This is a genomic window from Corynebacterium marquesiae, assembly GCF_030229635.1.
Taxonomy (GTDB): Bacteria; Actinomycetota; Actinomycetes; order Mycobacteriales; family Mycobacteriaceae; genus Corynebacterium; species Corynebacterium marquesiae.
In genome coordinates, this window is record NZ_JASPII010000001.1 from 193,248 (window position 1) to 213,723 (window position 20,476).

Sequence of the window (20,476 nt, forward strand, 5' to 3'; positions counted from 1 at the left end):
CATGCAGTATTCTGCAATGAAGACCATCGGGGTTGTAGCCAAGCGTGAGATGGCAGTCGCACTGAAGTCGAAGATGGTAGTGGGCACAATGCTGCTACTCATCCTCGGCGCCATTATCGCACCCATTGCTATCAATTTCTTCAGCGGCGATGACGAACCGGATTCCGTAGCTATCGTGGGGATGGAAGCGTCTGCCTTTGATGATTCCGGTATCGATGCCACAGAGGCAAAAGACCGCGCGGAAGCCCAGCAATTGGTGGAAAATGACGAGGCCGATGCCGCCCTAGTACCGGCAGAGAACGACGGTTGGGATCTCCTCAGCAAGGGCGATACGCCTGCCGCGGTAACTACCACGGTCAACCAAATCGTTGCTTCTCAAGCACAAGCAACGGCGCTGGATAAGCTCAATATCGACCCGCAAGAGTTAGAAAAGGCTACCCCGTCCACCACGGTCAATCAGGTGAACCTAGAAGAAGAGGACGGCACTGAACAAAAGTGGGCCGGCGTTGCCACCGTCATGATCGGAGCCATGGTCGTAGTCTTTTCCGTCATGACTTTCGCTGGTCTGATTGGCGGCCGCGTCACCGAGGAAAAGTCCTCCCGCGTGGTGGAAATTATCCTATCTTCCGTGCGCCCAGCGGACTTCCTGGCCGGCAAGATTTTGGGCAATACCATCATCGGTTTCTTGGCCACCCTCCTCATCCTGGGTGGTGGCGCGATCTCGCTTGCAGCGTCCGGTCTGGCTAGTGACCTCGAGCTGGACTATGGCTTGGTAGCGGTCCTCCTTGTTGGTGAGATTCTAGGTCTGCTTTTCTTCGGCAGCCTCTACGCTGCAGCCGGCTCGATGGTGCAGCGCACCGAGGATCTCCAGTCCACGCAGACACCGATTCTGTTCCTCGTCTTTGCCACCATGTATGTACCGATGTTCGGCTGGATGCACCTGGATGCCACGTGGATGCAAGTCATGACCTGGTTGCCGCCGGTGTCCATGCTGGTCGCTCCGCTGCAGGTGGCCGGGGGCAACCTCAGCTGGTTGGGCTTGCTAGCTAGCTATGTGCTCATGGCTGTGGTGACCGCACTGATTATCGTGCTAGTCGGCCGTATCTACCGCCGCGCCATTTTGAATAATGGACGCAAGATGACCTGGCGCCAAGCCTTGGGCAAATAAAAATAATCCGGCTCCCCGCCTTGTGCAGGGGGAGCCGGATTCTTCTATGTGCCGAAGCTACTGAGTAATGAACTCGTTGGTGATCGGCTGGGTGATGTCCAAGGTGCCGTGCTCGATGTAGTACATGCCGAGGAACATGGCTGCCAGCATCACTACGGATAGCAGCATGGAAGGAATCCACTGAAGGAATACTGGAACCCAGCCATTGCCCTTATCGCGAGCTGCTGCTTCGCGCTGTTCCTGAGCCTCACGCTCGTTCATAATGATAAAACCTTTCGATCCACCGAGGATTAACTACGGATATCTTAACAGTTAAGTGCTTACAAGGCCGCATTCCTCGCACTTTTGATTGACGCCGAAGTCCGAACTCTAGATCCCCGGGTCCTCGTTATTAAGCAGCGCTTCTACGAAAGACTCGCGATCCGCGAGCATGCGCTCGATGTCTTCCTCCGCGCCTACGATCCACAGCTCGGTGTCTTGGTCGTAGGTCAGCGCGGAGTCTGGGTACGCCTCTAGCGCCTCTTCCATTGCGGCGACTTGTTCTGCGCTAGCCGTATCCTCCAAGTGTGCCTCGGGGTCGCCGATTCGCGGGCTAAGCTCCTCCAGCGCGGTGATGCCGTAGGTTTTATATTGCTTCTTTGGGTGCTCAAAGAGCTCTTGGCCCATCATGAAGCTTAATCCTTTCCGTGTAGTAGTGAATCCGGCACATACCCCTCGTAGCCTGGCAGGTTAGTCACCTGCACAACTCCGGTGAAAAAGCGCTTAAGCGCCGGGATATCTTCGGGCTTCAAGTGATCAAAGACCATGCGCCGCACCGATTCCACGTGTTCGGGGGCGGCACGGCGTAGGTGTTCTAGGCCAACATGAGTCACGCACACTTGGATGCCGCGGGCATCGTCCTCGTCCGGTTCCTTAAACAATAGGCCGCGCTTTTCCATTCGGGTTACCTGGTGCGAGGCCCTAGAGCGGTCCCACTCCAGCTGCGTGCACAACTCGCGCAGGCGCAGGCGCTGTTCGGGTGCCTCTGAAAGAGCGACCAGGACGGCAAACTCGGAGGCAGAGACTTCCCCGCCGGCTTTCAGCGTTTCATCCATTCCCCTATCTATTTTGCGCACAGCGGCAAGCAACAGGCGCCATAGCTCCTGTTCTTCGTCGTTTAACCAGCGAGTTTGATAAGACATGGGCCTAGATTACCCCTTTGAGGGAAGCTATGTCGCGCTCGTCGCGTCCCGGCACCCGGGAGTAGCGCTCTGGCATGCAGGTAAAGACCAATACCTGATTATCCCGGCCGACATGGGAAAAGAGCGTGGCCATAAGTTGCAGACGGTGTGCGTCAGTAGAACCCAGCGCATCGTCGACGATGACCGGTACCGACTCCGCCCCCACTAATTGCGCAATGGCAAAGCGGGTGAGGATGGCCAATTGCTCGCGGGCACCACCAGAAAGGCTAGCCAGACTTACCGTCTCATTGTCCTGAGTGCGAGCGATCACACGTAGATCTTCATCGAGTTCAAAGGTGATTTCGCCACCATAAACGGTGCGCGCCAACTGTGAGAGCGCAGCCACGAAGGGCGCGGCGTAGCGCTGGCGAGCGGCATCGCGGTGCTTGAGCAATATGTCGCGCAGGTAACGGGCTGCTTGGGCGCGCTTATCGACGCTCTCGTACACCGCCCGAGCCATCTCTACCGCCGCGGTGGCCTGCTGTGCGCGCTCGGCGGCACCGGAGTGGAAGTTCACCTCGCTAGAGAGCCGGCCGAGGTCCACCTCGCAGCGCTGTATGCGTTCAGTGAGGTAATCCAGATGGGATTGCGCGCCTTCCACCAAGGAGTTGGCGGTCTTAAGGTCCACAGCTTCCATCTGATCCAGTTGCCCACGCAGGCCCGCCACTACGGATTCTAGGCGGATAACCTCGGCACGCAGGTCCTCGTCGGCGGCGCGTTCACGCGCGGAGGAAAGGTCTCGAGTCACGCGCTGCGCATTTTCGCGGGCGGCATCCAGCTCGGCATCTAGGCGCACCACCTCGTGAGCAAGGCGGCTTTCGCGATACGGCACAAGCTCGCGGTCGAGCGCATCGACCTTTTCGCTCGCGGCTTCCTCCGCGGCTTCGGCGGCAGGAAGGTCTACCTCGGCGGTATCTTCAAGGTCCGCGACCTTTTCGGCCAGCGCGGAATGCTGGGAGCGCAAGCCGGCCAAGTCATCTGGACCCAGCTCGACACTAAGCGCACGGGTAGCGGCATCGAGGGCATCGTTCTGCGCACGGTGCGTCTCATGGGCTTCTTCGGCCGCAGCTGCTGAACCTACGCCCAGGGTATCGAGCAGTTCTTGCAGCCGCATGCGTGCCTGTTTCACATCACGCTGGGTGTCCTCCGCGGAATAGGAACCGGCCGAGAAGCGAGCGGTGATATCACCGATGGTGATAACGCGGGAATCAACAAGCTCGATGGCGGCACCCTCCCCCACCTCGATGTCCTCGCCATCGACGCGAATGGTAGAACCCGCCGGCCCAGAAAAATGCACCTTGGCGGCCGCGGCCTCGTGTAGGCGCTCTGCTACCGAAAGGGCCGAGTCCGCCTTATGCAAACCGGTGATATCGGCCGCGGTCACCTCGCGGCCGCGCTGCGCAACGACGGCGCGGGCTTGATCCGCCTCGGCGGCAAGGGCGTCAAGCGCTTCTAGCCGGGCACTGAGCTGCTCAAACTTCTGCTTATCTTGCTGGCGGCGCGCTTGCTTAAGTGTGCTACGAGCCGCGGCATAGTCCTCTTTGGCCTCCGCCAGGCGCTTTTCTAATCTTTCCTTCTCCTCGGCCTCCTCTTTAGCCTTGTCCTGCGCGGCGGTGAGCTTGTACTGGGCCACCTCGGTGGCCCTGGCAGATTCCTCGGCGGCGGTGACGAGCTCGGCGCGCTCGGTGACTGCGGATTGCGCACGAGCGAGATCGTCCGTGGCACACTCAAGCGTGGCTTTATGGGAGTCCAGGGTGGCCTGCGCGGTGGCGGCTTCCTCGGCCTGGGCTTGTTTCTCTGCGAGGTCGGCGCGGGCGGCGGGAAGCTCTGCTTCGGCGGCGGCTTGGTCGCGCTCGAGTTGTTCGTAGCGCTCGACCACGGAGTCGAGCTCGCGCAGTACGCGGGTAGCCTCTGCGCATTCTTCTTCGGCGCGCGCTAGAGCTGCGGCGGACTCCTTGTATTCACCGGCCGGATTACCCTTCGCCGCGGTGAAGTAGCGCTGGTATTCCTTGTCCACGCGGGCCAGCAGCGCGGAATCATCGCCGGAAACCTCGTCCTCGGCCAGGCCGGATTCGCGCTCGAGCGCGCGGGTCAGGCTGGGAATGCCGACGGCAGAGATGGCCTCGCCGGTGTCGTCTTGGCGCATAAAGAGAGCGTCGACAAGCGAGCGATCCAAGTGCTCCGAAAGGATACGCTCCAGTTCATCGTCGGCCTGGCTGCCGGTAAATTGCGCCGGCCGTGGAGCAGTGACATTAAGCTCGCACGACTTCTTAGATAGCCAACGCTTGGCAATGCGGAAGCGGTACTCCCCCACGCTCAGCTCGGCCGTAACTTCCGGTGCAACGTCCTTGCCGACCGGCTGCAGGGCGCGAATGCGCTTGGAGCGGCCGCTATGTTTTTCGGTGAGCACCACGTCGAGCGCCTCCACGATGGTGGACTTGCCGGCCTCGTTCTCGCCATGGATGACCACGACGCCGGTCTCAGGCAGCTCATCGAGGACCAGGTGCTCAATGCCGCGGACGTTGCTAAGTTCTAGGCGATGTATGCGCATTAGGACTGTCCCTCCAGGCGGAATAGCAGGTTGGCGGCGTCGCGGGCGACGGGATCCTCGCGGTTCTCCAACAGCTCATGCAAGGCCTCGGCCGCGTAGCCGGAGATATCGAGGCTGGCCAATTCCTCTTCGCTGGGCTCCAAGTAGAGATCCATGGTGCGCTCGCGGGGGCGCAGGGATGCAAATACGGCCTCGTACTCATCCAAGCCGCGCTGCAGGCGGGCATGGGCCGCGACGCCGAGCGTGCCACGCAGGCTATATTTCACGGCCGTGCGCACCTTATCGGGGTACTCGCCTAGGCGCGCAAGGAAGCGTTCCACGTCTTCGGCGGAATCCACGGCAGCGTCGAGGGCTTCAAAGGTCCAGCGGCCGATGCGGCGCTTATCGACGTCCACCTCATCCCCCACGCGCACCACCAACGCATTGCCGGAATCGGATTCGCCGCCGCCAGTGCTCGTTTCCTTATAGTCCGTGGTCTCCGGGCTACCGGAGAACCACACCCGTCCGGTCGTGCCAAGGCTCGCGGTGGAGTGGGTATCACCGAGCGCGAGGTAGTCGATGACCCCGCGGTCCAGGCAGTCCTCGACGAAAGCAAGGTCGATGGTATCGGCGTCATCCTCGCCGGAGCGGGAATCCACCTGGCCGTGGCCGACGGCGATGCGAATGCCCGCAGCCGGCTCCAACGGTTCGAGCGCTTGGCGAACCAAGTCGTGGTTCGCGCGCTTGGAAAGGTACGGCGCGCCAACCAGTTCCACGCCGGGTGCGACCTCGATGGGCTCCGAGTCTGCGATGACGTGGACATTGTCCGCGCTGGTCTTATAAAAGACCGAATCCGCCACCAGCGGGTCGTGGTTGCCGGGCAGAACATAGACCGGCACCGGCAGGCGCTTGAACATCTCCGTGGCGCGGGCGAGGATGTCGCGCGAGAGGGCATTATGCTCAAAGACGTCGCCGGCCACGACTATGAAGTCCGCGCCCGTGTCCTGAGCCAGCTCTCCCAGCCGGACGATGGCGGCCTCGCGGTCATCATTAAAGCGGCCTTGGGCCTCGCCCTTCAAGAACCACCGGGTCATGCCCAGCTGAAAATCGGAGGTATGGATAAACGTGGTAGCAGTCATTAGTGCGAGAGGTGATAGTAGAGGTCTTCAATATCGGATACCGCGCGCAGGAGATCCAGATTGGTGTGTGAAACCGAGCGCATGGCCTTGCGCAACAGGTCCGGATCGGAGTCATCGATGGCTGGGGCTACCTTGGGCTGCGGCAGCTTCGGCAGCTCGCGGCCGTTCCAGAAGATGTCATTCTTTTCTTCCTCGGACAGGTCGCTCGGGGTAAAGCTTTCGCGGCTTACCGTCTTGGCCTGCTCTAAGACCATGCGCTCCAGCCGGGCAAAGTCCAGCCCGCGCATATTAAAGATGACGGCCGGGTCCGCATCAGCACGGGTGGCGAGCTTATCGCCCACCGCCACGATGTGCTTGCACACGTACTCGCCATCTGGGCAGTCGCAGGTCAGACGCAGGTCTTCGGCCTCGGGGGCAAAGAGGGTGTCCAGGGCGGCGTCGGAAAGCAGGCCCTTGCGCGCATTGGCCACGGAATTGGGGGTGCGGGCGAACTCGGTGGCCAGCTGGGCAATATCATCGTTATTGCGGTACGGCAGCTGGATGAGCACCGCAAAGGGCTCGTTCTGGGAGCCAGCCACGCGGCCGTGGATAGCGCCGTTGCGCACCTCGAGGCCTACGACGTGTCCTCCCTCGGCATACTGACGGCCGCGGGTAATCCGGCCGCGGTCCGCACCGTGGGAGGTAAAGGCCGCGATCCGCGAAGCCGTAGTGGACAGGATGCGCCCGCTGCGGTCCACGTGATTGACCTCGGCCGGGGTGCTTACCCGCTTGCGGGTGCCAAAATTGGCATAGATGACGTTGTCGTCGCCTTTGACGGCCATGGATTACTCCCTCCCCCGGTAGCTCATGAGTGCAGCCAGCTGATCTGGGTCCAGCTCCGTGAGCCAGCCCTCGCCTTCGCCCACCACGGCGCCGGCTAGCTGCGTCTTACCGTCCAAGATGTCCTGGATGGATTCCTCCAGCGTACCCGCGGTGATCATCTTATATACCTGCACATTGCGGCGCTGGCCAATACGGAAGGCACGGTCCGTCGCCTGGTTTTCCACCGCCGGATTCCACCAGCGGTCCATGTGCACGACGATAGATGCGGCCGTCAGGTTCAGACCAGTGCCGCCGGCTTTGAGCGAAAGGATCATCGCCGGCGGTCCGTCCTCGGACTGGAAATCTTCCACCATCTGGTCGCGCTTATTCTTGCTTACCCCGCCGTGGAGGAAGGGGATCTCGCGGCCCAGCTGGTCACTCAGATAGGGCTGCAGGATATCTCCAAAGGCCTTGTACTGGGTAAAGACGAGGAGTCGCTCGCCGGATTCGGTGGCCTCGTCCACGATGCGCATGAGCTCTTTGACCTTGCCGGAGCGATGCTTGCCCTTCAGCGTCACCGGCGAGTTATCGCCCAGGTAGTGCGCGGGGTGATTACAAATCTGCTTAATGCGGGTTAGCGAGGCCAGCACCAAACCGCGCTTATTGATGCCCGTAGCCTCCTGCAGATCCTTCTTTACCTGGTTGACCAGTGCCTTATATAGGGCGGCCTGCTCGGTGGTCATGGATACGGTGAGGATCTGCTCGGACTTTTCCGGCAAGTCATCGATGATATTCGGGTCCGTCTTGACGCGGCGGAGGATAAACGGCGCGGTGAGCTGGCGGAGGCGCTCGGACATTTCCTCGTCATTATTGCGCTCGATGGCCTTGGCAAAGTGATTGCGGAAGAACGAGGCGGTGCCCAGCACTCCGGGATTGCAGAAATCCAGGATGGAGCGCATCTCGGAGAGTCGATTTTCCACCGGGGTGCCGGTCAGCGCCACGCGGTGCTCTGAGGGCAGCGAGCGCACGGCCTTGGACGAGCGGGTCGCGGAGTTCTTGATGGCCTGGGCCTCATCGAGGACAACGCGCTGCCAGCTCACCTCGCCCATGTCATTAAAGTCGCGGCCCACGGTGCCATAGGTGGTGATGACGAGGTCGCACTCGTTGGCTTCCTTAATAAAGTCCTCGCCGCGCGGGCGGCTCGAGCCGTGCTGCACCATGACCTTAAAATCTGGAACGAAGCGCTGAGCCTCACGGGCCCAGTTGCCCACCACGGACGTTGGTGCCACCACGAGCGTGGGGCCGGTCTGCTCGCCGCGCTCCTTCTCCACTGCAAGGAGGGAGAGTAGTTGGAGGGTTTTGCCGAGCCCCATGTCGTCGGCAAGCACGGCACCAATGCCACTGCGCGACATCCAATACAACCAGTCGACGCCGCGGCGCTGGTACTCGCGCAGCTCCGCGTGTACGGATGCGGGAATCTCCACGCGCTCTGGGGCAACCTTATCCACCCCACCGAGCAGCGCCGTGTGCCAGGTGCTGCCGGTGAACTCGATGGGCTCTTGGGTCATGGACTCCAACGCCAGCTCGCGCAGTTCGGCCACGGTGACCTGTTCGTGCTCCTCGCCGCCCTCGTTGAATTCTTGGCGGCGGCGCTCCACATCCGCCATCAGGGCTTCCCACCCTGGCTGGTCGAGCTGCTTGGCCATTTCCGCGGAGGCGGCTAGCTGCTCGAGCTCCTTCTTCTTACGCGCGATGGACTTCTGTTTCAGCGCGTCCATGTAGCCGGAGACTTGGGAAACGACCTGCTTATCGGCCATGACCCACTTGCCGCGCAGCTGGATGAGGCCGGACTTGGAATTGACCAAGTCCTCCATCTCTTCCTCGGTCAGCTCCACATCGCCCACGGACATGCGCCAGTTATAGTCCACCAGCTTATTCATGCCGATGTGCTTCTTCGTGGCGGCCTCGGCCGGATCGCGGGCCTCGTGGGTTTCCAGCTTGGCCTTGGTCTCCATCTGTGCCCATGCTTTGGGGAGCATGACGGTCACGCCGCTGGCCTTGAGCTTATCCACCTCGTGGGTAATAAAATGAGTGAGCTGGTGGGTTTCAAGGTAGACGTCCCAGTCGCCGTCGCCAGGCTGCGGCAGCTGCGCGCTCTCCCCCAGCGTGGGTGCGATGCGCACGGCTTTGCGGTGGGCCTCGCGCAGCTTTTCCACACTCGCCCTATCCAAACTCTGCGCCGACACCGGCCGCGGAGAATCCGTGCCCGAGCGTACCCGCACGCGCACCGGCCACTTGGCTGCATCCGGGTCATCGTCAAGCGGTTCCTCCACGATGTAGACCAGCTGGAGTTCTACCTCGTAAATGGAATTCTTCCACTCATTGAGCCCGCGCAAAAGCTGCGCGCGTCCACGCCGGATCGGCCGCGTATCGAGCAGCGCACGGGCGAATTCGTGCCATGGCATTGGCCGCGGTGCCTCCGCCACGGGCCGCAGCTCGTGGAAGGCAATCCAGTGGGTGAGCTCATCGGCCATATCATCCGACAGCGCCCGATTATTCACGTGCAAGATGCCCGGCGCAGCCGCCATCATCTCCGCAAGCCATCCGCGCTCACCCAGGCCGGAGGCCAGCTGCCACATGGGGAACCACTCATTGGCTTGGTAAGCAAGCCGGAAGGTCACGCGCCCGGCGCGCACGAACTTGCACAGCCCGCTGTAAGCATGGATCAGCCATTGGAGATCCGGCGCGATGGTGGCGGGCGGCTTGTGATTCAGGTGTTCCATTTGAGCAAGCGCCGCCACGGCCTCTTCTGGGCCGAACATTGCCATCGGCACCATCAAGGACACATCCTTACCCTTGGGCGTGCGCAGCGATACCCGTGCTCGGTTGCGGAAGGATTTCTTCGCCAAGATGGACTCCACCGCCGGCGGGAAGGTGCCTTCAGGAACGGCATTCGGCATGACAATCTTGTGCCCTTCTACCTGTTCAATCCATAGACTAAGTCCCGTAACGGGGAGCCACAGTCCATGCACGAGGTAAGAAGCCATAACCGCCAGCATAGCAGCCCTTCCCATTTTGTTACATGCTCGTTATGTTCTCCCCTTTTCCCAGTTGAACGATAGAAAATCCATACGGAGATATGCGCCACACCTGTATTCTCGCTTGGGTTAACCTTGTGACCTCGTTAACGTGGGTATGTCCTACAGATCACTACAAGGAGTAAAACGTGCAAGATTCAACTTGGTACGTCATTGCGATGATCGTGTACCTCTTCGCAATGGCAGCCATTGGCTATTGGAGCTACAAACAAACCGACCAATATGACGATTATGTTTTGGGCGGCCGTGGCCTGCACCCATTCGTAGCGGCTCTTTCTGCTGGCGCATCCGATATGTCCGGCTGGCTACTGATGGGCCTGCCCGGCGCCCTATTCCTTTCCGGTATGTCCGAGCTGTGGATGGCCATCGGCCTGCTCGTCGGTTGCTGGGCTAACTGGAAGTGGGTCGCACCGCGCCTGCGTTCTTACTCAGAAATCGCGGCCAACTCCATCACCGTGCCGTCCTTCTTTGAAAACCGCCTGCACGATAAGTCCCGCCTGCTGCGCATCATCTCCGCAGCCATCATTATCTTCTTCTTTACCTTCTACGTCTCCTCGGGCATGGTTTCCGGTGGCCGCTACTTCGAGTCCACCTTCGGTGGTGACTACCTCACCGGCATGCTCGTCATCGCTGCGGTGACCATCTTCTACACCTTCGTCGGCGGCTTTTTGGCGGTGTCTTATACGGACGTCGTCCAGGGCGTTCTTATGTTCGTCGCCCTGATGATCGTGCCGATTATGGCCATTGTCTCTCTCAGCGATCCGTCTTCGATCTTCACGTTTGCCGCAGATAATCCTTATGGCACCGATGGCGTAGTGGAAAATGACAACTACTTCTCTATGTTCGCGGGCGTTTCCGCTGGCGTCATCATCGGCAACCTGGCTTGGGGCCTGGGCTACTTTGGCCAGCCGCACATCGTGGTCCGCTTCATGGCGCTGCGTAAGCCTTCCGACGCCAGCCAAGGCCGCTTCTACGGCGTAACTTGGATGGGACTATCCGTCATCGGCGCTATCTTCGTCGCCCTATCCGGCACCGTTTACTTCACCCAGACCGGCCACAGCATCACCGACCAGGAAAACTTCGAAACCATCTTCCTGGATATGGCGCAGGCCATGATGCACCCACTGCCCGCAGGCTTCGTCCTGACCGCGGTTCTAGCCGCCATTATGTCCACCATGTCGTCCCAGATGCTCGTCGTCTCTACTTCCCTCATCGAGGACCTCTTCCTCATCTTTGCCAAGAAGAAGCCAGGCGAGCAGGTCCTCATCAACCTCTCCCGCACCGCCATCGTAGCTATCGCGGTCATTGCCGCCCTGCTGGCAATCAACCCATCTGACTCCATTTTGGGTCTGGTTGGATTCGCTTGGGCAGGCTTCGGCTCTGCCTTCGGCCCGATCATCTTGCTCTCCCTGTACTGGAAGCGCCTCAACTCCGCCGGTGCCATTGCCGGCATGCTTACCGGTGCCATCGTTGCTATTGGCTGGGGTATGTCTCCGCTTTCCGACGTCCTCTATGAAATCGTCCCAGGCTTCTTCCTAGCCCTCATCGTGGCAGTTATTGTCGCCAAGCTCACCAAGGAGCCTAAGCCAGAGGTTGTGGCCGAATTTGAAGAGTCCACCAAGCTGGCCAAGCTCGTGGAAAATAACTCCAACCTCGACTTCGAGGAAGCAGCAGAGAAGGTCACCGATAAATAGTCGGAACCAACGCGGACTCCGCGCAGTCCAATAGGACATGAAGTCCTATTACCTGGCCGCGCTATCATGCATCACCGTCCTTATCGGCGCATGGTATGCGTGGCCTTTTCCGCGTTTTGACGTCACCACGCTCCCCTCCCGCCCCGAAGCCGCCGGCTACAACCGTGAAGACTTCGGCATCTGGCAACCCCATGGCGCCTGCACCACTCGCGAGATCATTCTAGAAAGCCAATCCAGCGATCCCCTCCACGCCTGCCACGCCCGCAGCGGAACTCTCTATGACCCCTATAGTGGCACCACGATTCCCGCTACCTCCCCTATTGAGATCGACCACATTTTTCCCCTCTCCGCGGCCTATGACATGGGTGCTTCCGAGTGGGACCGCGAAACCAAGGTCCGCTTTGGCAACGATCCGCTCAACCTCGTAGCCACCAGCCGTGAGCTCAACCAAGAAAAGTCAGATTCCCTCCCTGCGGAATGGCTTCCCCCGGCCAACCGTTGCGACTACTCGCGCCGCCTCGCCGACATCGCCCGCAAGTACTCCCTTCCTCTACCTTCCAAGGATGTACGCGCGATGCAAAGGCAATGTCGGTTAGCCCTCCTGACTGGAAATTGATTAGGGTTGACGTGGCAACTTTCCACGATTGAAGGGTTCTTTCAATGACTTCTTTCCTTGTATTCCTCCACGTGGCCGCGGCCATCCTCTTGATTGGCCCGGTGTGTGTATCCACTTCCTCCTACCAGACCCAAATGGCGAAGGCAGCACAAGGTGACCAAGCAGCCCTTGGCTCCGCCCGCGTTCTACACAACATCACCAATACCTACGGCTACATCTCCGCCATCGTGCCTATCCTGGGCCTCGGCGTATTCCTTTCCGATATCGACGCCTACAAGTCCGCAGTCAATTTCCACATCGCTATCCTCGTGGCCATCATCGCGTGGTGCCTGTTGTTCTTCGTTATTCTGCCGAAGCAGAAGAAGTCCCTGACGGCCCTAGAATCCAACTCCACCTTTGACTATGCAGCTGCTAAGAAGCCACTGTCCGCATTCGGCGGCGTGTTCAACCTGCTGTGGATTGTCTGCCTTATCCTGATGTACGTCAACTTCTAAGTGGCCTTCTAAGAGGCCATTTATTCTTCTGGGACAGTGTCTTCACTGTCCCTTTTCTCGTTTTTGAGCTCCTCCTTCAACTTTTGTGCATCTTCGTGCGCATTTTCTCGATGCCGCCGCGTCGCCTGCGCCACCGTCTGTGCCCACCGCCGGTTCTTCGGTGCAAGAGGACCGCTAGCCTCCTCATAGACCCAAGTGGAATCCTCAAAGAGCCAGACGACGTCCCCGCTAATCGGGTCCTTAATATAGAAGGCTCGTCCATCGGTCTTTATGTTGTGGTGGTGTTGACAAAGGCAGGTCAAATTTGCTGCAGAGGTAGGACCCCCTTCGGCAAAATCGTGTCGATGGTCCATCTGGGAAGCCATCGCCGGCCGCGTACATCCAGGCCACCGGCAGGTCCCATCGAGCCCTTCCACAAAGGCGCGGATATGCGGCGGTGTGACGTAGTTTCCGCTTTCATCCTCCGCTGCTGCATCCATGTCGCGCACGGTCGTGGCGCGCGACTGCATGTCATCCGCAACCTCCGGCGAAACCCAACCCAGGTTTTGGACGAAAGCAGGCGCATCCGGCAGGTCGCAGCGGTACATATTGAGCACCACTTTTGCCTTGGCCTCAGCCGCGCCAGTAAGCAACTCGACCGCCGCTTGCGCCAAAGGAATGTCCTTCTCCGCGGCCACACCGCGAATATTTCGATCAATGATCTCGGCAGTTTCTAAGCCGACGTTGAGACAAACTGCGGCCCACTCCCCGCCCGTGGGCTCCAGGTGATAAGTCTCTTTGCGCCGCGGGTCGCGTGCGGCGATGGTCGGATCAAGGCGGACAATGAGCTCCCGCAGCTTTCGCCGCAGGTTGCGATGGGACGGTAATTTTTGGTTGGGGCGTTTGGGGGTGAGGTAGGTGGTTAATTCGGCGTCGATAAGCAGGCATTGTTCGGTGCCAATCTCGCCCAACTTGGACAGCGATTGGTCAATAGTAATTAACCGGTCTAAATCTAAGTGGTAAAGCTCTTCCTGCCGGGCTTTAAGGCGCGGCAGCTCCTGTAATCGCTCAAAGGCGAAAATAATATTTCTAATTCGGGACTGCCGCGTTCCGGTGAGATCCGACAGTGATTGGCTAATTATTTCGATATCGTCATCCGGGTCTGGATGCAGGCGCTTCCAAAGGAGATATTCGGCCTTGCGGATGTCTGTAGCTGTTTGTGAGGTGGAATTTGCTGGATTGGTATTGGCAAAGAAGGGCGCATTCATGGACTTCCCCGCAGAAGTTTCTCTAGAACATGTTTGCGCTTTCAGTATACAAAACCCCTCCGACACCCTACCCCCGTTTATAGTAAAACCGCAGGTCAAATGGCACGAAAAATGGGCCTCCGAAGAGGCCCATTGAGTCGAAATTGCTAATCGCGCCAGCGTCCACCGCGCTTGCGTCCGCCGCCGTGATCACGGCGTGGCGGGCGGCCGGTGTCCTTTTGAATCTTGATCAACTGGCCGGAAATGCGGGTATCCTTCAGTCGGTCCAGCACTGCCGGGTCAAGGTTCTTTGGCAGGTCAACCAGGGTATGGCCCACCGCGATGGTGATACGGCCGAAGTCCTTGGCAGACAGGCCACCCTCATTGGCAATAGCACCCACGATGGCTCCCGGGCGCACATTTTGCCGCTTGCCGACGTCCAGTCGGTACGTCTCAAAGTCTCCGTCCGGCCGCTTAGGACCACGGCCCTTGCCGCCGCCCTTGAAATCGCGCTTGCGATCGTCGCGGCGGTCGCGGTCGCGCTTCGGCTTGGGAAGCGGCTTGTCTTCCATTAGGAAGTTCTTGCCGCCCTGCAGCATGACGGCGAGGGCCGCAGCGATGTCGTCCATAGCCGCGTTATTGTCCTCGGAGTACTTGCGCACCAGGGTGCGGAAGAAGTCCGCCTGCTTATTGTCCATGGAGTTGGTAATGGACTGCGCGAACTTTTCCTTGCGCTTTTCATTGACTTCATCGACGGACGGCAGGTCCATCTCTTGCAAGCGGGCGTTGGTCACGCGCTCGATGGAGCGCAGCATGCGACGCTCGCGCGGGGTGACGAACAGGATGGCTTCGCCGGAGCGGCCCGCGCGGCCGGTGCGGCCGATGCGGTGCACGTAGGACTCGGTATCGTTCGGGATATCGAAGTTGACCACGTGCGTGATGCGCTCGACGTCGAGGCCACGGGCGGCGACGTCGGTAGCCACGAGGATGTCTAGGCGGCCATCCTTGAGCTGATCGACGGTGCGCTCACGCTGCGCCTGCGCAATATCGCCGTTGATGGCGGCGGCGCTGAAACCGCGGTCACGCAGGGTCTGGGCTACCTCTTCGGTCTCGTGCTTGGTGCGGCAAAAGACGATAATGGCGTCGTAATTGATGACCTCAAGGATGCGGGTGAAGGCATCCATCTTCGCGCGGTGCGGAATGAGGAGGAAGCGCTGCGTAATGTTGTCATTGGTGCGGCGCTCGGACTTCACCGTAACCTCGGCGGGGTTATCGAGGTACTGCTTAGAGAGGCGCCGGATAGCGTTCGGCATGGTGGCCGAGAAAAGCGCCACCTGCTTGCGGTCCGGGGTGTCCTCCAAGATGCGCTCGACGTCTTCTTGGAAGCCCATGTTCAGCATCTCATCGGCCTCATCGAGGACGAGGAACTGCAGCTGGGACAGGTCCAGCGAGCCCTTCTCTAGGTGGTCAATGACGCGACCCGGGGTGCCCACGATGACCTGCGCACCGCGGCGCAACCCGGATAGCTGAATGCCGTAGGCTTGGCCGCCGTAGATAGGCAGCACCTCGACACCCTTGAGAGACTCGGCGAAGGACTGGAAGGAGTCCGCCACCTGCAGGGCCAGCTCGCGGGTTGGGGCGAGCACGAGTGCCTGCGGATGACGGGCCTTGGTGTCAATCTGCGACAGAACCGGCAGCGCGAAGGCTGCGGTTTTGCCGGTACCGGTCTGGGCAAGGCCAACTACGTCGCGGCCTTCCATCAAGATCGGGATGGTTTCTTCCTGAATGGGGGACGGCTTGGTGAAGCCTACTTTCGCAACGGCCTCCAGAATTTTCTCTGGCAGGCCAAGATGCGCGAACCCCTGGGAGTTGTCGTTGGCTGAATCTTGGGACTCAGCGCCGGTGTCCTCAGAAGTATTCGCAGCCCTGGTGTCCTTGGTGACACCTTGCGAGTTGTCCTGAGATTCCGACTTATTAAAATCTTCCGGCTCGTTGACGCCGCCGGTGGCGTTATCGGTAATGCTCATTGCTTCACCAACCCTACGCGATTGCCGCCCCAAACTCCATATCCTAAGCGCCCGCGACGAAAGTGCGGTAGCTCATCGGCATGCCCGGGCGGTAGGCCAAGTGCACGGCGCTGGGGGCGTCGAGCACGTGCAGGTCCGCTGCGGCACCCTCCACAATGGTGCCCTTAGCAGGGCGGCCCTGCGGGTCGAGACCATTGCCCACGTTGTGGCGGCGCAGGGCGGTCGCCCCGCCGGTGGTGGCGGCGTGAATGGCCTCATCGACGGAGAGGTGTTGCTGCAGGACCGCGGTGGTCACGCAGTAATTCATCGAGGAGGTATAGGACGTGCCGGGGTTGAGGTTGGAGGCAATAGCGAGGGTGGCGCCGGCGTCGAGAAGCGTGCGGCCTGGGGCGAGCGGCTCGCGCGTGGACAGATCGCAAGCCGGCAGCATCGTGGCCACGGTATCGGAATTGGCCAGCAGCTCGACATCCTCGTCGCTCAAGTGATTGACGTGGTCTACCGAGGCGGCGCCCAGTTCGACGGCGAGGGCAACGCCTGGGCCCTCGCCCAGCTGGTTGCCGTGCACGCGCAGGCCAAGGCCCAACTTCTTACCGTCTTCCAGCACGCGGCGGGATTGTTCCTCGTTGAAGGCACCGCGCTCACAGAAGACGTCGATCCACTGCACATAGGGAGCAACGCCTTCGAGCATGGGGCCAACGACCTCATCGAGATACTCCTCCGCGTCCGCTCCCGGCGGGACCAGGTGCGCGCCCAAGAAGGTCACGTCATCGACGTGGCGGGAGGCTACCTTGGCGGCCTCCACCTCGGACTCGGTGTTAAGGCCGTAGCCGGTCTTGGTCTCGAAGGTGGTGGTGCCACCGCGGCGGCCGGCGGCTACGCGGTCCGCCACCAGCTTGTCCAGGCGGTCGGTACCGGCTTGGCGGGTAGCGTCCATGGTCACGGCGATGCCACCTGCCTCATAGGAACCGCCGGAGATGCGGGCCTCGAATTCGGCGGAGCGGTCACCGTCAAAGACCATGTGGGTGTGCGAATCTACCCAGCCGGGCAGGACGGCGCGGCCGCCCAGGTCCACCTTTTCGTCGGCCGCCGGCGCTTCGGAGGCTGGGCCGACCCAGGCGATGGTGCCGGATTGGGCGATAATTGCGGCGTCGTTAAGCGTGCCGCGCTCGCTGACCGTACGGAGTTCTGAAATGCCGGTAAAAAGTGTGCTCATCTAGTCCCTTGCCTTGAATTCCATTGGAATGCGGACGCCGCGCTCGTCGGCGACCTCCTTCGCGCGAGTGTAGCCGGAATCGACGTGGCGGATAACGCCCATGCCCGGGTCATTGGTGAGCACCGCGCGCAACTTGGCCGCGGCGAGCTCGGTGCCGTCTGCAACGGTGACCTGGCCTGCGTGGATGGAGCGGCCCATGCCCACGCCACCGCCGTGGTGGAGGGAAACCCAGGTAGCGCCGGAAGATACGGCGGTCATGGCATTGAGCAGCGGCCAGTCAGCCACGGCATCGGTGCCATCGAGCATGGCCTCGGTTTCGCGGTATGGGGATGCCACGGAGCCGGAATCCAGGTGATCGCGGCCGATGACAATCGGTGCCTTGATCTTGCCCTCGCGCACAAGGTCGTTGAAGAGCAGGCCGGCCTTGTGGCGCTCGTTGTAGCCCAGCCAGCAAATGCGTGCCGGCAGGCCCTCGAACTCGACGTACTCTTCGGCGGCATCGAGCCAGTTGTGCAGGTGCTCGTTGTCTGGGAAAAGCTCCTTGAGCGCCTGGTCGGTAACCTTGATGTCCTCTGGGTCGCCGGAGAGCGCGGCCCAGCGGAAGGGGCCTAGGCCCTCGCAGAAGAGCGGGCGGATATAGGCCGGAACGAAGCCAGGGAACTCGAAGGCGCGCTGGTAGCCGGCCTTGCGGGCCTCATCGCGGATGGAGTTGCCGTAGTCGAATACCTCGGCACCTTCATCTTGGAATTCGACCATGGCCTGGACCTGAGCGGCCATGGATTCGCGGGCCTTCTTGGTAAAGGTGGTTGGGTCTGCCTTGGCCTCGTTATGCCAGTCCTCCACGGTGATTTCAGAAGGCAGGTAGGACAGCGGGTCGTGTGCGGAGGTCTGGTCCGTGACGATGTCGACGGTAAATTCCCCGGCGCGCTGGCGGCGCAGGACCTCTGGGAAGACCTCGGCGGCGTTGCCTACCAGGCCGACAGACAGCGGCTTCTTGTTTTCCTTTGCCTCGAGGACCAGCTTGAGGGCCTCATCGAGGTCGGTGACCACCTCATCGAGGTAGCGCTTGTGCTGGCGGCGCTTCAGGCGGGTCTCGTCCACGTCCACGATGAGGCAGGCGCCGCCGTTGAGGGTGACAGACAACGGCTGTGCGCCGCCCATGCCACCGCAGCCACCGGTCAGGGTGAAAGTACCGGCCAGGCTGCCGCCAAAGCGCTTCTTAGCCACGGCCGCAAAGGTCTCGAAGGTGCCCTGCAGGATGCCCTGGGTGGCGATGTAGATCCAAGAGCCGGCCGTCATCTGGCCGTACATCATCAGGCCTTCATCCTCGAGCTTGCGGAAGTGCTCCCAGTTAGCCCAGTCTCCTACCAGGTTGGAGTTAGCAATAAGTACACGCGGTGCCCACTCATTGGTCTTCCAGATGCCCACCGGCTTGCCGGACTGCACCAGCAGGGTTTCATCAGATTCCAGGCCCTTAAGGGATTCTACGATGGCATCAAAAGCTTCCCAGCTGCGCGCTGCACGGCCGGTGCCGCCGTAGACCACGAGGTCCTCGGGGCGCTCGGCAACCTCGGGGTCGAGGTTATTCATGAGCATGCGCAAGGGCGCTTCGGTCTGCCAAGACTTGGCGGACAATTCGGTTCCGCGCGGCGCGCGTACTTCGCGTGGTTGAGACATGGCTTCCTTTCGTCGTGCTTTTCGACACCCTCCCAAGCCCCCTAGGCCGGTTTCCCGGGGCTGTCCCCGAGGACTTGCTCGGCGTCACATGTCATAAGGTACTGTGACGCAGCTCTGTGTACCATGACACATAAGCCCTAACTGTCTCGTATATGAGACACCCGCGGAATGATCTACGATGGCCTGCATGCGTCGGTTCATCCCCCTCCTTTCCGTGGCCCTCCTCGCCGCTTGTTCCACCCCCGCCGAGGAACCGCAGCCACCCCACTATGTGGCGCTGGGAGATTCCTATGCAGCCATGGGCTCGACCACGCTGCCCCTAGATCCGCCCAATACCTGCGTACGCGCACAAGATTCCTACCCCGAGCTCGCGGCCAAGGAGATGGATGCGGAGCTCACCAATGTTGCCTGCCAGGGCGCTAGCACCCTCGACGTACTCTCCTCGGCCGGCGAGCACCCCGCCCAGGTGGACGCCCTACGCGAAGACACCGACCTGGTCAGCCTATCCATCGGCGGCAATGACGCCAGCTTCGTGCGGCTTACCCAGTGCGCCACGGACGATATTTGCCAGGCGGAATCAGGCGCGCAGATTGACTTAGAAATCCGCGATCTGCCCCGCCGGCTCGACAAGGTCTATGAGGAAATCCACCACCGCTCCCCTAATGCGAAGGTCCTCGCCACCGGCTATCTGCCATTGATTAAGCCTGGAGAGACCTGCCCCTACATAGAAAAAATCCCGGCCACTGACCGGGAATGGTTGGCAGAGTCCATCGAGCGCATCAACCAGGCGGTACGCGAGGCCGCCGAGCACAACGGGGCTACTTACGTGCTTGCCGACGCCGCCCTAGACCACACCGCCTGCTCCCCCTCACCGTGGGTAGATTTCACAGGCCAGGAGACTGATTCCTTTCCCATGCATCCCACCCACGCGGGACAGGTGGCAATGGCCCAGGCGCTACGCGCTGCCCTCTAGTCCGGCGCGCGCGGCCTCATCGGAACCGGGCACGCGCATCTCGAACCGCTCTGTAACCACGGTGTAGTCAAAGTAGCCCATGCGCGCGATGGGCTTAATTTTGAGGATGTCCAATTTGCCGTCCTCGTCAATGACGGATTCATCGATGTGAATGGTCTTGACATCCGCCACCACGAGGTCGATGCTGCCCACCTTGGAATTGCCAGGCACGCGCAGCGTGGTCTTGTACTGGCACTCGAACTTCACCGGCGATTCTTTCACCATGGGAATGCGGTAATTGTCCGCATATTCCTTGGTAACGGACAGGCGGTCCCACTCGCTGTCGCCATAGTCGAGCACCTGGGCGGATTTATTGACTTCCTTGCGTAGGTCATAGGTGGCCATATTCCACACGAACCAGCCGGTCTCCTCTGCGTTAAGCACCGTGTCCTTGCGACGACCATCCGGGTACTGGTTGGCCGAGAACTTCACCATGGGTGGATCGAAGGTGAGGTTTTGCCGCTGGCTATAGGGAGCGATATTTTCGCACCCTTGGCCGTCGACGCTAGAGAGCCAACCAATAGGTCGTGCCACCGTGCTCGCCTTAAAGGGCGAAAATGG

17 protein-coding genes are annotated in these 20,476 nt (G+C 60.7%); 5 read left to right on the forward strand and 12 right to left on the reverse strand.

Annotated features, from left to right (window positions below):
• The first annotated feature begins 1 nt into the window (after window position 1).
• Window positions 2–1,168 (forward strand): ABC transporter permease, encoded by a 1,167-nt coding sequence (locus QP971_RS00900; protein ID WP_284810565.1) that lies wholly within the window; start codon window positions 2–4, stop codon window positions 1,166–1,168.
• 57 nt (window positions 1,169–1,225) lie between these two features.
• Here the strand turns inward: QP971_RS00900 and QP971_RS00905 are convergent, their stop codons facing one another.
• The 7 genes from QP971_RS00905 to QP971_RS00935 all read right to left on the reverse strand — a co-directional run bounded on the left by QP971_RS00905 (window position 1,226) and on the right by QP971_RS00935 (window position 9,917).
• Entirely contained in the window at window positions 1,226–1,429 is a 204-nt protein-coding gene (locus QP971_RS00905) for a hypothetical protein (protein ID WP_239272888.1), read from the reverse strand.
• Between the two features lie 108 nt (window positions 1,430–1,537).
• Window positions 1,538–1,837: a hypothetical protein gene (locus QP971_RS00910; RefSeq protein WP_005327602.1), complete on the reverse strand. Its 300-nt coding sequence runs from the start codon at window positions 1,835–1,837 to the stop codon at window positions 1,538–1,540.
• 5 nt (window positions 1,838–1,842) lie between these two features.
• Entirely contained in the window at window positions 1,843–2,349 is a 507-nt protein-coding gene (locus QP971_RS00915; RefSeq protein ID WP_284810568.1) for a MarR family winged helix-turn-helix transcriptional regulator, read from the reverse strand.
• Between the two features lie 4 nt (window positions 2,350–2,353).
• A complete protein-coding gene (locus tag QP971_RS00920) occupies window positions 2,354–4,939 on the reverse strand; it encodes an AAA family ATPase (protein ID WP_284810569.1) in 2,586 nt (861 codons plus the stop codon).
• Window positions 4,939–6,057 (reverse strand): metallophosphoesterase family protein, encoded by a 1,119-nt coding sequence (locus QP971_RS00925; RefSeq protein WP_269953358.1) that lies wholly within the window; start codon window positions 6,055–6,057, stop codon window positions 4,939–4,941. The genes QP971_RS00920 and QP971_RS00925 overlap by 1 nt, the downstream gene beginning before the upstream one ends.
• Window positions 6,057–6,878: an SWIM zinc finger family protein gene (locus tag QP971_RS00930; protein WP_284786633.1), complete on the reverse strand. Its 822-nt coding sequence runs from the start codon at window positions 6,876–6,878 to the stop codon at window positions 6,057–6,059. The genes QP971_RS00925 and QP971_RS00930 overlap by 1 nt, the downstream gene beginning before the upstream one ends.
• A gap of 3 nt (window positions 6,879–6,881) precedes the next feature.
• A complete protein-coding gene (locus QP971_RS00935) occupies window positions 6,882–9,917 on the reverse strand; it encodes a DEAD/DEAH box helicase (RefSeq protein WP_284810645.1) in 3,036 nt (1,011 codons plus the stop codon).
• Window positions 9,918–10,084: 167 nt separating this feature from the next.
• Between QP971_RS00935 and putP the strand changes: the two genes are divergently transcribed.
• From putP to QP971_RS00950, 3 genes are read left to right on the forward strand one after another with little or no spacing between them, the layout of a single operon-like run.
• Window positions 10,085–11,650 (forward strand): sodium/proline symporter PutP, encoded by a 1,566-nt coding sequence (gene putP, locus QP971_RS00940; protein WP_284786631.1) that lies wholly within the window; start codon window positions 10,085–10,087, stop codon window positions 11,648–11,650.
• Between the two features lie 37 nt (window positions 11,651–11,687).
• On the forward strand, window positions 11,688–12,266 hold the full coding sequence (locus QP971_RS00945) for an HNH endonuclease family protein (RefSeq protein WP_284810571.1): 579 nt from the start codon (window positions 11,688–11,690) through the stop codon (window positions 12,264–12,266).
• A 44-nt stretch (window positions 12,267–12,310) separates the two neighbouring features.
• Window positions 12,311–12,760 carry a DUF2269 domain-containing protein gene (locus tag QP971_RS00950; protein ID WP_239272881.1) on the forward strand — a complete coding sequence of 150 codons (450 nt, stop codon included), beginning with the start codon at window positions 12,311–12,313 and terminating at the stop codon, window positions 12,758–12,760.
• A gap of 20 nt (window positions 12,761–12,780) precedes the next feature.
• Here QP971_RS00950 and QP971_RS00955 read toward each other — a convergent pair whose 3' ends face one another.
• The 4 genes from QP971_RS00955 to hutU all read right to left on the reverse strand — a co-directional run bounded on the left by QP971_RS00955 (window position 12,781) and on the right by hutU (window position 18,903).
• Window positions 12,781–14,007: an HNH endonuclease signature motif containing protein gene (locus QP971_RS00955; RefSeq protein WP_284821724.1), complete on the reverse strand. Its 1,227-nt coding sequence runs from the start codon at window positions 14,005–14,007 to the stop codon at window positions 12,781–12,783.
• Window positions 14,008–14,153: 146 nt separating this feature from the next.
• Window positions 14,154–16,013: a DEAD/DEAH box helicase gene (locus QP971_RS00960; RefSeq protein ID WP_049378342.1), complete on the reverse strand. Its 1,860-nt coding sequence runs from the start codon at window positions 16,011–16,013 to the stop codon at window positions 14,154–14,156.
• A 43-nt stretch (window positions 16,014–16,056) separates the two neighbouring features.
• Window positions 16,057–17,226: an imidazolonepropionase gene (hutI, locus tag QP971_RS00965; RefSeq protein ID WP_284810574.1), complete on the reverse strand. Its 1,170-nt coding sequence runs from the start codon at window positions 17,224–17,226 to the stop codon at window positions 16,057–16,059.
• A complete protein-coding gene (hutU, locus tag QP971_RS00970; RefSeq protein WP_284786627.1) occupies window positions 17,227–18,903 on the reverse strand; it encodes a urocanate hydratase in 1,677 nt (558 codons plus the stop codon).
• A 187-nt stretch (window positions 18,904–19,090) separates the two neighbouring features.
• Between hutU and QP971_RS00975 the strand changes: the two genes are divergently transcribed.
• The gene (locus QP971_RS00975; RefSeq protein WP_284810576.1) at window positions 19,091–19,876 is read left to right on the forward strand and encodes an SGNH/GDSL hydrolase family protein; all 786 of its coding nucleotides are present in this window, start codon (window positions 19,091–19,093) and stop codon (window positions 19,874–19,876) included.
• Here QP971_RS00975 and QP971_RS00980 read toward each other — a convergent pair.
• Window positions 19,859–20,449 (reverse strand): flavin reductase family protein, encoded by a 591-nt coding sequence (locus QP971_RS00980; RefSeq protein ID WP_284786625.1) that lies wholly within the window; start codon window positions 20,447–20,449, stop codon window positions 19,859–19,861. The genes QP971_RS00975 and QP971_RS00980 overlap by 18 nt on opposite strands.
• Window positions 20,450–20,476 lie beyond the last annotated feature (27 nt).

Coding starts and splice junctions, on each gene's coding strand:
- QP971_RS00900 (WP_284810565.1), top strand. CDS start 2: ATGCAGTATTCTGCAATGAAGACCATCGGGGTTGTAGCCAAGCGTGAG.
- QP971_RS00905 (WP_239272888.1), bottom strand. CDS start 1,429: ATGAACGAGCGTGAGGCTCAGGAACAGCGCGAAGCAGCAGCTCGCGAT.
- QP971_RS00975 (WP_284810576.1), top strand. CDS start 19,091: ATGCGTCGGTTCATCCCCCTCCTTTCCGTGGCCCTCCTCGCCGCTTGT.
- QP971_RS00925 (WP_269953358.1), bottom strand. CDS start 6,057: ATGACTGCTACCACGTTTATCCATACCTCCGATTTTCAGCTGGGCATG.
- QP971_RS00910 (WP_005327602.1), bottom strand. CDS start 1,837: ATGATGGGCCAAGAGCTCTTTGAGCACCCAAAGAAGCAATATAAAACC.
- QP971_RS00920 (WP_284810569.1), bottom strand. CDS start 4,939: ATGCGCATACATCGCCTAGAACTTAGCAACGTCCGCGGCATTGAGCAC.
- QP971_RS00915 (WP_284810568.1), bottom strand. CDS start 2,349: ATGTCTTATCAAACTCGCTGGTTAAACGACGAAGAACAGGAGCTATGG.
- QP971_RS00955 (WP_284821724.1), bottom strand. CDS start 14,007: ATGAATGCGCCCTTCTTTGCCAATACCAATCCAGCAAATTCCACCTCA.
- QP971_RS00960 (WP_049378342.1), bottom strand. CDS start 16,013: ATGAGCATTACCGATAACGCCACCGGCGGCGTCAACGAGCCGGAAGAT.
- hutU (WP_284786627.1), bottom strand. CDS start 18,903: ATGTCTCAACCACGCGAAGTACGCGCGCCGCGCGGAACCGAATTGTCC.
- hutI (WP_284810574.1), bottom strand. CDS start 17,226: ATGAGCACACTTTTTACCGGCATTTCAGAACTCCGTACGGTCAGCGAG.
- QP971_RS00935 (WP_284810645.1), bottom strand. CDS start 9,917: ATGCTGGCGGTTATGGCTTCTTACCTCGTGCATGGACTGTGGCTCCCC.
- QP971_RS00945 (WP_284810571.1), top strand. CDS start 11,688: ATGAAGTCCTATTACCTGGCCGCGCTATCATGCATCACCGTCCTTATC.
- QP971_RS00950 (WP_239272881.1), top strand. CDS start 12,311: ATGACTTCTTTCCTTGTATTCCTCCACGTGGCCGCGGCCATCCTCTTG.
- QP971_RS00930 (WP_284786633.1), bottom strand. CDS start 6,878: ATGGCCGTCAAAGGCGACGACAACGTCATCTATGCCAATTTTGGCACC.